Below are 13262 nucleotides of genomic sequence, written 5' to 3'. Positions count from 1 at the left end.
ATCTTTGTCCCTATTGTAATAGAGACTTGTTAAGGGAGAGTTATCGATCTTGCAGTTCTGAGTTAAGCCCATGTAAATAATTTGTTAAGGCGCGGTGGACGTGGGTGTTTAACCATGGGGTTGCAAATGACTGAGACATGGCTTACCCAACCTGCCGGGTACAAGATGTCCTTCTGCCACATATCCTTCCTCTCGTCCTTCGAGCTCCGTAATTACCTGTTCACGCCACATAGCGACACGCGAAGCGTAACGTTCATCCTTGGCAGCATTAGTCAATTCTTGGGGATCCGTTCGCAGATCAAAAAATTGCTCTTCGCCTGATTGGGTAAACCAAACATACTTTTCGCAGCCATCGGTCGCGAATTGATGCGACAACGCGCCGTACAGATGCTCGCCGTGGATGCAAGATCGCCATTCCGGCTGCTCCCCTCGGCAAAGCGGCAGCAGGCTTCTGCCATCCACAGTCCCAGGGATGGGTGCACCCGCAACATCAAGCAATGTCGGCATAATATCCCGAAGCTCGATCACCTGTTCAATCTGGCTCCCCTTATCAAAACCGAACCTTCCGGTCGGATCGCAGACAATAAAGGGTACTTTGGCGCTTCCTTCATAGGGTAGAGACTTCCGGAATAAATGGTGGTCCCCGATCAATTCGCCGTGATCTGATGTAAACAAGATTACAGTATTGTTATGGACCCCGTATTCCCGAATCGCATTTATCAACCGGCCGATTTGTTCGTCGAGATGCGTAATCAGCGCATAATAGGCCGCGCGTGCTCGATCCAGCCTACGCTTGGGTATGCGACCAAACGTTGTCGTCGGGCCGGTTGCACCAGCAAGCGCTGCTGCTTCGTCCACCCAACTGCCAACAGGCGGATCGGGGAGTTCCAAATCCTTGTACATGTCGAAGTACACTTGTGGCGGATCAAGCGGTGAATGTGGACGGACAAAGGATGTCCATAAAAAGAACGGCTTGGACGGATCCCGGCGGCGCAAGAAATCAATCGATTCAGTCACGCACCAATTCGTTGGATGCAACGATTCCGCCAGATGCCAGGGGCGGGCCACGGTTGAGGCGTTGCAGTCGAGACCTATGTCCATGATGTCAAGCTCCGACCCAGCGGTTCGGCGCAGCCATTGCAAATAATCGTCAACTTGATCGAAGTGGTCGTCAACGGTGTTATCGTGTTTACTACGGTTATGGTGCAAGTACCCGTCGTGCAGCACGACATTGTGGAACCCGCATAGATTGCGAGCCGGATACACATGCATTTTGCCAACGCACTGTGTATGGTATCCCGCCTTCGCAAGCTCCCCTGCAATTGTATGCTCGTAAGTCCACGGCACCTTATCTTGATAACCGACACGGCCATGCGATCGCTGACTCATCCCTGTCATAATGGCAGCGCGCGCCGGTATACAAGTTGGCGTTGCCGAGTATGCACTCGTAAAGGTGACCCCTTGGCAGACAAGCGCATCAAGGTTAGGCGTTTCGACGATCGGGTGACCGAGTGCACTCAGGCAATCGAAGCGCATCTGATCCACCGTGATCATTAGAATGTTCGGTTTTGTCATTGCTGGGTTCCCCTCCAACGGTTTACTTGCTCCTGTTGATCTGTAATACCGTTAGTATAGCACCGACTAAACAGAGGAGGGAATTGAAACTGACTTGAGCTCCTTCGACTGGAACCTTTTTCTTTTTTCTCTGCCAAACTGGAAGTAGTAAAACAATAGAATAAAGACTTGTAGACCAGCTAAAATAAAGAAGATATTGCTGTAAATAAAACCATTGGACTCCCTGTTCACAGGGTTCCAGGCTACATCGGAGCCAAGAACGACCAGCTTGCTGAAAATGCCAGTAGCCATGCCTTGAGAAATGAAATTCAGCATGAAGAAGAGCCCCATCCCCACTCCAACTTGTTCCTTAGGCAGTGTCCTTGAGACTGCATTGGACAGAGCAATAACTATAAAGGATTGGCCGACATTACCGAAAATGAGAAAGATAGCAATGAGAAGAGGGGCACTTCCCGTAAAGGTTGAAAGTAACACAAAACAAGTCAGTAACGCTCCAGATGCGACATAAAATAAATACGAATTTCCTTTCGAATCTGCCAGCCTTCCCCCCGTTTTCCCCATGATGGCTGCGGCTGCCGCAGCAGGAACCATGACAAAACCAATCCAATTGGATGGCAGCTGCTGTATAGTGGACAGGAGTAATGGACTAAGAAAATAGAGGGAGAGACCCATCCCATTGATTAAGAAAGTAATGGGGAGGACGAGCATATATCTCCTGTTCTTAAAGAGCTCAGGTTGGACAAACGGTTCTGCAGCGAATCGAATTCGTACAATAAACAACATCAGAGCGATCAAGCCTCCGATCATAAACCACCATGTTCCATTCGTAACGGACAGAAGCAGCAAGGCAACCGTAATAGCTAGCAAGCCTCCGCCAATCCAGTCAAATTTCTCAGTTCCCCTCTGCTGCTCATCAATCAAGTATTTACGGTAAAAGGGTATCGTGATCAAGATGAAGAGAGAGACGGCGAATAACCAACGCCAATTAGCAACACTGACAATGAAGACAGACATTACAGGTCCAAGAGCACTGCCAATAGCCAATCCAACGGCCGTCATGCCTAATGCTGAGCCTCTGCGTTCTGGAGCAAAATACCGTAACGGGATCAGCATCGCTGTTGCCGGGATAGCAGCAGCTCCTAATGACTGCAGACACCTTCCGATAAGCGCCAGCCCAAATGTCTGAGAAAACAGGCCGACCAGTGAACCCAATGCAAATAGGAGTAAACCGAAAGTAAGTAAATTTTTTAGCTTGTAGCGATCAGCCAGCTTCCCGTAAGTCACCGTTCCAATCGCGTAAATTAAAGCATAAGCAGAGGAGAACCAACTGACTTGAGCGATGGATAGATCAAACTCTTTACTTATTTCTGGGAGTACAATGTTGAACATTAATGCACTCATCATTGAAATAATTAGCGTGAACACCATAATAAGCATCAATTTCTCTCCGACTTGTTGCGATGCTTTTGTCTCCATAGTTACCACATCCTCTCGATGACTGTCACCACTTACTGTCATTTGGTTTATAAAAAAACTAGGGGGTGAATGCCCTAGTGAATATCTCCACGTGCTCCAGTATGAATGCCTCTTCCGATATGGTCGGATAGTTAACTCGAGCTTCTAGGTCGTTAATAAATGCACCAAAATTCGTCATCATGAATGAAAATGCCTGCAGCTCCGGGTTCGTCCGAATCATTTTGCCTTTCTCGGCCATAGTCGTGAAATAATTCGTTAAGAATTCCAACAGTTGCTGAGGATGCTTCTGTGTTCTTTCTTTAAATCCGGGCAACATGATTTCTTCTTTCATGCTAATCACAATCATTTTTCGATTGCGGTTCATGATTTCGTGGTAGGTTCGGCTAATCAAGAGCAAATCGGCATGCAATTCCCAAACGAGCTTCTCGTTAAAGAGCTTTCTCATCTCTGCTGCATAATGAAACCGGTCAAATGCAGATTCGAGAAGATTTTGTTTGCTGCTGAAGCGACGAAACAGCGTCTTTTCGCTCAAACCGGCTGCGGTGGCGATTTCCATCGTGGATGCGCCATTGTAGCCTTTCTCCGAAATGAGATGGATCGCTGCCAGCATTAGCCTTTCATCGCTGCTCAGATTGTTGCTGTCGCTCATTCTTGTTCATCCTTTCAGAACAACTGTCAGTACTGACTGACATAAATATAGTTCACTTTTTATTTGTTGTCAATGTTTGAATGCTATACGCAGCATTCGCTCTAAAAATTTCCAATAATTTCTTGTTCAATAAAAGCCGGCATTGTATATTTATACCAACAAGTTGAAGGAGGAAATCAGTTATTGTTTAACATAAACCACAATCCATTGAATCAACATATGAGGCATGCGAATGCTAAGCAGAATCCTGCCTCGTCTGTACCACCTGTTTATGACGAATTCAAAAAAGCGATTTGGAATACTATCGATCTGGTTGGACAGAAAGATGTGTATAACGTAAGCCAGTGGATAAAATTTATTGATCGTATTGAGAGAAATTCTTCAGGTCCTGAACATACTAGAAATTACAATGTCGGAGATATTATTTACATTGATTTGGGTGCAATGAATTTTTAGAAGGAATTCTCATACGAGCATCCATGTATTGTCCTCTTTAACAGCCGACGTAAATTGCTTATCGTTCCGGGAAGCACCAAAAAATTCGGTTCAAACGATCCAGAGATTATTCAAGCCCCTGCTGTGGACGGTTTTCAGCAAGATACTGGAGTTCTCATGGAGGATATGAGATGGGTTCATAAAAATAGAATAATTTCACCTAGACCCATTGGACAAGCTTCACGTGCACTCTTAGATCGCATACAACAATACGTATTAAATAACTCCCAGCTGTATCATAATCAAATTCGAAATAAAAACGCAGAAATTACTCAATTAAGATCAGGAAAATATGTTGCCGAACAAACGGTAATTCAACTGGAATCTGACAACCAGCAGTACATCAAAGAATTAGCTGAGATGGAGGAAAAGCTCAAACGCAGTCAAGCACAGTACAGAAAGCTAAGAGAGCATTTAAGACGTACGGATTCCTTATTCGACCAACTTAAACAAGCCGGGTTAGAAAAAGAGTTAGCCCTGTCGATGAAAGCATCTGGCTTCAATCAGACATTTGAAGAAAATTACGATTAACTCATGTATTAAGTTTGTATAAAGTTGATCATAATTGCATTGTAAAACTTTTTCTTATATGTATACTGATAGTACTGAGGATGTGAGCCAGCGAAGAGTTGGTGTCCATCGAAACGTTCCCTTATGGGAAATCACGGAGGAAAAAGATCTGGTGAAGAGCCAGATCTTTTTTGTTTTCCCGGTACGTAGTAAACCACGTTTAATGCTGCCGATATGATAAATGCAATAGAAAAGCTGAACCAGTGCGGTTCAAGCAGGGGCTCATCCTTTGTTCCAAGTATCTTTCAACGGTACAATACGGTTAAATACGAGCCTGGTGTCGGTTGTGAACTTCGTATCTAGGCAGAAGTAGCCATGGCGGAAAAATTGAAATTTTTGTACCCTATCCGCATGTTCGACGAATGGCTCCAGCAGAACGTCTTTGACGATAGCAATCGAATTCGGGTTGATCCTATCGGTCCAATCGTTGCCATCGTCCTTCGGAACATTCAGGTCTTGGTCTAGCAGCAGCTTCTCATACAACTGAACGTCAGCTTGCACGGCGTGCTCTGCAGACACCCAATGGATCGTCCCTTTCACCTTACGCCCAGTAAATCCGGTACCGCTCTTCGTGAGCGGGTCGTAGGTACAGCGCAGCTCCGTAACTTCACCTGTTACCGGGTCTTTGATCACTTCCTCGCACTTGATGAAATAAGCACCCTTCAGCCTTACCTCGGTATTCAGGCTCAGTCGGTGAAAGCCCTTAGGGGGCAACTCCATGAAATCGTCCCGCTCTATATAAATCGTTCTCGAAAATGGAACCTCTCGTTTCCACAGCGCCTCGTTCTCGCTGTTGTTCTCAATCCTTAACAGCTCTACGTCATCCTCCGGGTAGTTAGTGATGACGACCTTTAAAGGCTGCAGAACAGCCATGACACTAATCGTGGTAGCTTTCAGATCTTGCCTAAGGCAATGGTCCAGTAAGGAGATGTCCACTGTGCTCTGAGTTCGGATACTACCGATCTCCTCGATAAAGCTGCGTATGCTTTCCGGCGTGAAACCTCTTCTTCTTAAGCCGCGGAGCGTAGGGAGCCTGGGATCATCCCAGCCATCAACGTGCCCCTCATCCACCAGCTGTCTCAAAAACCGTTTGCTCGTCACAACACCTGTTAAGCTCAGGCGGCCGAACTCTCTTTGCCGCGGCGGATTAGCGATGCCAAGCTCCATTAGTACCCAGTCGTATAAGGGACGGTGGTCCTTGAATTCAATGGAGCATAAGGAGTAGGTGATGCCCTCAATCGCATCTTGAATCGGATGAGCAAAATCATACAGGGGATAAATGCACCAATCGTTTCCCGTTCTGTAATGCTCAGCGTGGATGATTCGATATATCACAGGATCACGTAGGTTTAAATTGGGCGAGCCCATATCGATTTTGGCCCGAACAACCTTGGAGAAGGCGGGATAGTCGCCATTTTTCATATTCGAAAAAAGCTCCAGGTTTTCCTCGACGGATCGGTTTCTATAAGGGCTGTTCTTACCCGGTTCGGTCAAAGTCCCGCGATACTCCGTTATTTCCTCTGGCCCCAACTCACATACGTAGGCCTTTCCGCGCTTAATTAAGGTAACTGCGGCGTTATAGATGTCTTCCGAGTAGTCCGAGCCGTAGTAGATATGTTCTCCCGGATCGTAGCCGAGCCACCTGATATCTTCGATTATCGCGTTGACGTATTCGATATCTTCCTTTAGGGGATTCGTGTCGTCAAAGCGTAGATGAAATGTTCCATTGAACCGACCAGCCATTGTATAATTCGTGTGGATGGCGTAGGCGCTTCCTATATGAAGATAGCCATTGGGCTCGGGCGGAAATCGCGTACACATGTCCCTGCCGAATGCACTAGCTTCAAGCTCCTCACTAATCAGCCTAACTAAAAAGTTATCATTATGATGCTCCTTCTCAATATCCATTTCGACTCCTCCTAATGAATGTGGTAGTTGGTCAAACAGCACAAAAAAAACTTCACCTCCAAGACCTCCTGTCTTGGGGACGAAATTTTCGCGGTACCACCCCAGATTCATTAATATGTCGCCATATTAACCTCTTCAAGTACGGCATTGCGGACAATGCTTATACTCTAGCTCTATAACGGGAGCTCCCGTCACGCCATCCCCGTTGTAGGTTCCTGCATGCTGCTCAGAGACTTGGTTCGGGAGGAAATTCTTTGCTCCTTTTCAGCTGCCGGAGCTCTCTGTACAAGAATGTTTTTCCCTACTCTTCTCATCATCGCGTTTGAATATTGCTTCATTATAGCAAATCATTGTTATTTATGTAATATCTCATTGTCTCGTAAGTATTATACGTCTGCTGGGATAATTACGGGAAGCTTGCTGTAGGGGCGGATGGGTTAGTGTCGAACTCGTTGTGATTTAACCCCCTCATTCCGCTTGGAATGGAGGCTATTACTATTGACCCTTCGAGCGTCACGTAGTAAACTGACTAAGGTTATTCTTATGCTGGGCATTGCGCTTACGCGGGCCTGTTATGGGATCATTGCTGAAGTTTTGTTGAATCTAGGAGGACGCTTCCGTTCATGAATGTGAAGACCATTGCAATAAGCTTGTACTTGATGCTGTTATATTGGATTTCCTTGCGCTACCCTGCATTGAAAACCGTATTTTATCCTACAGTGGGTGCGTTCTGCTATTTGTTCGTAACCCGTACTTTTCATATAAGAGAGCTGGCGAACATATCGATCGGCGCTGTCATCGCTTCTCTACTAGGTTGCTTGCTGCATGCCGCCTATCCGGGGCCCATCTCCTTCTTGTTGAACTCGCTACTCGTCATCTGGATGATTCGCAAGTTCAAGTGGAATGCGCCGCCCATACTAGCGGTCTCGCTCGTTCCATTCTTCATTACCCCGGTAGCATGGTGGGTTGTTCCTGTGTCTGTACTGGCAACCTTGAGCGGCTTGTTACTTGTTGTAGGCGGTCTGCATTATATCGTGGAATACAGCAGGCCGATACTTAGCGGTCGACTGTCGGGTCAGCTGCGAGAGATGGACCAGTCGAGAGAAATGAATTAAGCTACGTTACAAAAGGAACAACCCCGTCCTCATAGGATGGGGTTGTTCTTTTTTCCCAAATGAAACAAGGCTGCCGATTAGGGCTTGCAGCCTGTTAACGATACTATATGGTGAGTACCTGAAGAGGCGGCAAACCTTATTTCTGAGGTGACGTTAAAGTAGTCGATTGAATCAGTCCTGGAACCTCTTGCATAATGATTCGTTGGAATGCAGCTACCATCATCTGCGATTTCAACTGGTTCTTGGCCTGATCCGGCGACTTGGTCTCCCGTTTCTCCACTTCCAGCAGGTGATAGCCGAATTCGGTCTTGACTGGATCACTCAGCTTATTAAGCGGGAGCTCGGCTGCTGCTTTCTTGAACCCCTCTACATAATCAGCGATGTCAGCATGGGGAAGACGTCCTCCTGCATTCTTGGTGCCTTCGTCGTCGGAGTATATCTTCGCCAACTCTGCGAAATCCGTGCCCTTGGCCAGCTTGTCCTGCACTTCCTTCACTCGTGCCAACGCTTCCGCATCGGTTCGTGTAGCGGTGCCCGTATTCGTACCGATCAGGATATGGCGAATGGTGGCGGTTACGAATGCCGATGAGTCGGCTTTAAGCTTTCGTTCATATTCAGCCTGCACAGCTTGATCGTCTACCATGCTCGAGAGCACTTGCTGGGTCAGCATGCTCTGAACCAAGTACGACTTCACATCGCTAACCGTTAGCTTCAATGACTTCAGATTGGTTTCTAGACTCTCTACGCTACCAAAGTATTTTACGATGTTGGCGAACTCCGTCACAGCCGACTGTTCGGCGATCGTCCGGGCGGTATCATCGGCACGGGAAGCCAGAAGTTCAATCCCAATCAATTGTGGCAGCATTTGCTGACGCCCCGGTTGTACGCCAGATTGGGAATAGAAGAACGTGTATGCGGACAAATAAGTGTCCAGCTCTACTTGTGTAATTTCCCCACCTATGTAAGTAGCTACGGGTGTTGCTGCTGCACCGCCATAATTTTTCCCGATCCAGATGGACCCCGTGTCATTGTCGAAATTGACTTCCTTACCTAGTGACTCGGCAATGAATCTCAATGGGACATAGGTGGTGTCGTTGTAAATGAACCCTTGTTGCTCAGCAGGAGGTTGCTTCTCCACGCCGTCAAACGCATATTTCAACTCGCGAAAATACACCCCGATGTCTGTGCTAGTGGTCGCATAAGTGAGTGTTCCGGTCATCATGGTACCAAGCGCTAGACCAACCAGCAATCCTTTCACTTTGTCTTTCACTAATCTCATCCTCTCTATATGGTTGAAACGATCCATTCCATTTATGTATTCCGCAACCACGTGCGGATTTCCTGCTCACACTTCCCGCCATTCGACATTAATCGTCGTAGATGGATTCCGTTTATATTCCGTTCATAATCCAGCTTTATAGTAGAGCTCACGGGGTAAGATGTTTCCACAAGGGCAGTATGAGATAATAAGACAAGCCGTAACCGTTGTTACGATAATGGAGTGTGAGCCTATTGAAACAGCCTTCCAATGAGAATACCGGAAGCTGGCGGCAATTTTACCAGTTGATCCGGGACACCCGACCTTCCAAAACCCTAATATCCATCGCGCTGACGCTCAGCATGGCCACTACATTAGTGAGTCTGATCGTTCCGCTTTTTACTAAAAATATGGTAGACAGCTTCTCCCTCTCCTCTATCAGCGCCGGGCAAATCGTACTGCTGGTCTCTGCGTTTCTCGTTCAGGCAGTAGCCGGAGGATTGTCCATCTACTTGCTGAACCGTGCTGGCCAACATGTGGTTGCCAAGCTTAGGGAACGTCTGTGGAGCAAGCTGCTGCGGATGACCATTCCTTACTACGACAACCGGGAGACGGGCGAGACGATTAGCCGGGTGACGAACGATACAGGTGTGGTGAAGGGGCTGATCAGCGAACATCTGTCCGGGTTCATTACAGGCATCGTATCCATTGTTGGCTCTATTGCCGTGCTTATTGTGCTCGATTGGCAAATGACGTTAACGATGCTTACCGCCGTTCCCCTTGTCCTGCTTGGCCTAGTCCCGCTTGGTCGGCAAATGTACAAAATCTCGAAAGGCGTGCAGAACGAAACGGCCAGCTTCACCACGATTCTGACGCAAGTCGTATCCGAGATTCGGCTTGTGAAATCGTCGAATGCCGAGACACTTGAATACGAGCGGGGGAAAACAGGGATCGACAATTTGCTCCGCTTCGGGATTAAGGAGGGCAAAGTCCAGGCGATGATTGCCCCGATCATGTCCACAGTCCTTATGCTGCTGCTTGTGCTAATTATAGGTTACGGCGGAATGCGGGTGTCCTCAGGTGCCTTGACGGCTGGGGAACTGGTAGCTTTTATTTTGTACCTAGTCCAGATCATGATGCCGATGACGCAGATTACTCAATTTTTCACGCAGATGCAGAAGGCTAGAGGGGCTACCGAACGCATGGTGGCGATTCTTGAATCGGAGGAGGAAGACCCGAGTGAGGGGCTTAAGCTAGCCGTAACCGATCTCGAACAGCCGCTTGTCGTGGATCACGTAACGTTCTCGTATGCGGAAGAAGGCGAGTCGATTCTGGAGGATGTGCAATTCACGATTCTACCTGGAAAGGTTACAGCGATTGTAGGTCCGAGCGGTAGCGGGAAGACGACGCTATTCTCCTTGTTGGAACGATATTACGAGCCTAATGAAGGTGCCATCCGGCTAGGTTCCGAGCCGATCCAGACGTATTCGTTAGACTCTTGGAGAAGTCGGATCGGCTACGTATCGCAGGATAGTCCGCTACTCTCAGGCACGATCCGGGACAACATCTGCTATGGCCTGGATCGAACGGTCTCCGATGAGGAGCTGCAGCAAGCGGCTGTAATGGCCTATGCAGATTCGTTCATCGAGGAAATGCCGGAGAAGTATGATACGCAGGTGGGGGAGCGGGGCATCAAGCTCTCTGGCGGCCAGCGCCAGCGAATTGCGATCGCCCGTGCGCTTCTGCGCGATCCGAGTATTCTAATGTTGGACGAAGCGACGTCCAGTCTGGACAGCAAGTCGGAGTTCGTGGTGCAGCAGGCGTTTCAGAATCTGATGAAAGGCCGTACCACACTAGTCATCGCACATCGATTGTCGACGGTAGTGGATGCAGACCAGATTATTTTTATCGATAAGGGCAGAATGACCGGGCGGGGAACGCATCAAGAGCTATATGAATCGCACAAGATGTATCGGGAATTTGCGGATCAGCAGCTGCGTATGAAGTCGACTGTATAAGCTTACTGCCCATTAGGGAGAGGAGGAGGGAGCATGACCAGACTGCTCTTGGTGGACGATGACCCTCATATTCGGGAACTTGTCCGGGTTTTCTTAAGCAAAGAAGGCTTTGAGGTATTGGAAGCGTGTGATGGTGTTGACGCGCTCTCTGTTCTGGAATCGACGACACCGGACATGGTGATTCTGGACATTATGATGCCGAACATGGACGGGTGGCAGTTGTGCCGCGAGCTGCGGGAGCATTATGACTTCCCAGTGCTCATGCTGACGGCGGTCGGGGAGACGCCTAGCAAGATCAAGGGGTTCGAACTGGGAGCCGACGATTATTTGGTTAAGCCGTTCGAGCCGCTGGAGCTGGTAGTACGGGTGAAGGCGCTGCTCAAGCGTTACCGAATTGCCATGTCGCAAACTGTGCAGGCCGGCGAGCTGGAGCTGAACCGCAAAACATACGAAGTGACGCTCGATGGCAAAAGCATGACGCTGCCGCTCAAGGAATTCGAGCTGCTGTTCAAGCTGGCCAGCTATCAAGGCAAAACCTTCTCCAGAGAGCAATTGATTGAGCAAATCTGGGGCTACGACTTCGAAGGCAACGAGCGGACCGTGGATGTCCACATTAATCGGCTGCGGGAACGGTTCCCCGAGGACCAATGCTCCTTCCGGATCAGTACAATCCGCGGTCTGGGCTACCGACTTGAGGTGCAGGGATGAGAAACAGGGTCACCATCGCGGTACGGGTCCTTCAAGTCATGGTTATGATTTCATTTTGCTGGACGATTGCCTTTCTGTTGATCTCGTTCGTGTACGACCATTACAGCAAGCCGCAGCATTGGGACGAAATGATGGCTCGAGGCAGTACGATCGCGGCCTTGTACACGGCGGATCAAAGCGGGAATCCGGATGAGACGGTACGGCAGGTCGCCAAGCTCCGTGATGATCGGATCGTCTTGATCGATGCGGCGGGCAAGAGCCGGACATTCGGACCAGGTGCTGACCTGGGAGCGTTCTCTGCCTCTTCCGAAGAGGTGCAGGAGGTACTAAGGGGCGGGATTGTCAAGAAGCTGCCCCGTCACAATCCATTCGGTTCCGGTGTAGCCACTACCGGACAACCGATCACGGTCGGTGGGAAGACGCAGGCCCTGTTCATCCAGACCGCTACCCCGAGTTTGTTCCATGATTACGGTAAGCAGTTGCTGTCGATCTTACTGGGATTTACGATGATGACGGTTGTAGGGGTCATTGCGGCCAAGCGGCATAAGCGTCACATAAGCCCACTACAGCCGATCATTGATGCGATGAGGAGAATGGCCAAAGGAGACTTCAATGTCAATCTGGATGCGAACCGGCATAACAACGGTCCGTTCGGCGCTATCGTGGAGAGCCTGAACGACATGGCTGTGGAGCTGAATGAGATGGAGCGGATGCGGCAGGAATTCATCTCCAACGTCTCGCATGAGATTCAATCGCCGCTTACGTCGATCAGCGGCTTCACACGTGCGCTCCATAATGACCAATTGAACTCAGAGGAGCGCAGCCGCTATTTGAACATTATTGAGACCGAGAGCCGGCGGTTATCCAAGCTGAGTGACAACCTGCTCAAGCTCACATCGCTGGAATCGCAGCATCATCCCTTCGAAGCCAAGCGGTTCCGCCTGCACAAGCAGATTCGCAACATTGTACTCGCATGCGAACCGCAATGGGTCGGCAAGTCGATCGAGATGGATGTCTCTCTGGAGGAGACAGAGCTTGCGGCGGACGAGGAGCTGCTCAGCCAAGTGTGGATCAACTTGATCAACAACAGCATCAAGTTCACCCCCGTCGGCGGCACGATAGGGATCGCATTGACGAAGCGGGATCATGAGGCTGTCGTTCGCATATGGGATACCGGACCGGGGATACCGCTGGAAGATCAGGCGCATATCTTCGAGCGGTTCTACAAATCCGACAAGTCGAGGAGCCGCTCGGGGAACAATAGCGGAAGCGGCCTTGGGCTGTCGATTGTGAAAAAGATTGTGCAGATGCATAGAGGTACCGTATGCGTGGAGAGCACACCGGGCGAAGGCGCTCAATTCACCGTCGTTCTGCCGCTTGTTCACCACGAGTGAGATCAGATTGCTTGAGAGGACATAATGAACGGGTAGCCTGCTCTTCTGTACTTGTACAGAACAGTAGGCTATTCTTGATTTATGAGGTGATTATAT

Annotated in this window: 11 protein-coding genes and 1 other annotated feature; of the genes, 6 read left to right on the top strand and 5 right to left on the bottom strand. The window is 48.9% G+C overall.

Annotation, left to right across the window (positions count from 1 at the left end; translation table 11 throughout):
- Positions 1 to 108: 108 nt before the first annotated feature.
- From AC1DWB_RS00445 to AC1DWB_RS00435, 3 genes are all read right to left on the bottom strand, one after another.
- The gene (locus tag AC1DWB_RS00445) at positions 109 to 1575 is read right to left on the bottom strand and encodes an arylsulfatase (protein ID WP_477539040.1); all 1467 of its coding nucleotides are present in this window, start codon (positions 1573 to 1575) and stop codon (positions 109 to 111) included.
- A 66-nt stretch (positions 1576 to 1641) separates the two neighbouring features.
- Positions 1642 to 3051, bottom strand: a complete 1410-nt coding sequence (locus AC1DWB_RS00440; RefSeq protein WP_477539039.1) for an MFS transporter — start codon at positions 3049 to 3051, stop codon at positions 1642 to 1644.
- 58 nt (positions 3052 to 3109) lie between these two features.
- Entirely contained in the window at positions 3110 to 3700 is a 591-nt protein-coding gene (locus tag AC1DWB_RS00435) for a TetR/AcrR family transcriptional regulator (protein ID WP_477539038.1), read from the bottom strand.
- 183 nt (positions 3701 to 3883) lie between these two features.
- Here AC1DWB_RS00435 and AC1DWB_RS00430 point away from each other — a divergent pair, with 183 nt between their 5' ends.
- Together AC1DWB_RS00430 and AC1DWB_RS00425 are read left to right on the top strand one after the other, a co-directional pair.
- Complete coding sequence (locus AC1DWB_RS00430) at positions 3884 to 4156, top strand: hypothetical protein (RefSeq protein ID WP_477539037.1); 273 nt, start codon at positions 3884 to 3886, stop codon at positions 4154 to 4156.
- A 54-nt stretch (positions 4157 to 4210) separates the two neighbouring features.
- Positions 4211 to 4726 carry a hypothetical protein gene (locus tag AC1DWB_RS00425; RefSeq protein ID WP_477539036.1) on the top strand — a complete coding sequence of 172 codons (516 nt, stop codon included), beginning with the start codon at positions 4211 to 4213 and terminating at the stop codon, positions 4724 to 4726.
- A gap of 261 nt (positions 4727 to 4987) precedes the next feature.
- Here the strand turns inward: AC1DWB_RS00425 and AC1DWB_RS00420 are convergent, their stop codons facing one another.
- A complete protein-coding gene (locus tag AC1DWB_RS00420; protein WP_477539035.1) occupies positions 4988 to 6673 on the bottom strand; it encodes a glutamine--tRNA ligase/YqeY domain fusion protein in 1686 nt (561 codons plus the stop codon).
- Positions 6674 to 6745: 72 nt separating this feature from the next.
- Positions 6746 to 6999, bottom strand: a binding site (T-box leader).
- Between the two features lie 297 nt (positions 7000 to 7296).
- Here AC1DWB_RS00420 and AC1DWB_RS00415 point away from each other — a divergent pair.
- Positions 7297 to 7788, top strand: coding sequence for a hypothetical protein (locus AC1DWB_RS00415; protein ID WP_477539034.1), 492 nt, complete (start codon positions 7297 to 7299; stop codon positions 7786 to 7788).
- 136 nt (positions 7789 to 7924) lie between these two features.
- Here AC1DWB_RS00415 and AC1DWB_RS00410 read toward each other — a convergent pair whose 3' ends face one another.
- Positions 7925 to 9058, bottom strand: coding sequence for a peptidylprolyl isomerase (locus AC1DWB_RS00410; protein ID WP_477539033.1), 1134 nt, complete (start codon positions 9056 to 9058; stop codon positions 7925 to 7927).
- Between the two features lie 242 nt (positions 9059 to 9300).
- Here AC1DWB_RS00410 and AC1DWB_RS00405 point away from each other — a divergent pair, with 242 nt between their 5' ends.
- The 3 genes from AC1DWB_RS00405 to AC1DWB_RS00395 are packed head-to-tail and all read left to right on the top strand — an operon-like array spanning position 9301 to position 13166.
- Entirely contained in the window at positions 9301 to 11064 is a 1764-nt protein-coding gene (locus AC1DWB_RS00405) for an ABC transporter ATP-binding protein (protein WP_477539032.1), read from the top strand.
- Positions 11065 to 11097: 33 nt separating this feature from the next.
- On the top strand, positions 11098 to 11772 hold the full coding sequence (locus AC1DWB_RS00400) for a response regulator transcription factor (RefSeq protein ID WP_477539031.1): 675 nt from the start codon (positions 11098 to 11100) through the stop codon (positions 11770 to 11772).
- On the top strand, positions 11769 to 13166 hold the full coding sequence (locus AC1DWB_RS00395; RefSeq protein WP_477539030.1) for a HAMP domain-containing sensor histidine kinase: 1398 nt from the start codon (positions 11769 to 11771) through the stop codon (positions 13164 to 13166). The genes AC1DWB_RS00400 and AC1DWB_RS00395 overlap by 4 nt, the downstream gene beginning before the upstream one ends.
- Positions 13167 to 13262: the final 96 nt, after the last annotated feature.

Source organism: Paenibacillus sp. P4_E11, from assembly GCF_056401635.1.
This window is presented reverse-complemented; position numbering and strand designations above follow the sequence as displayed.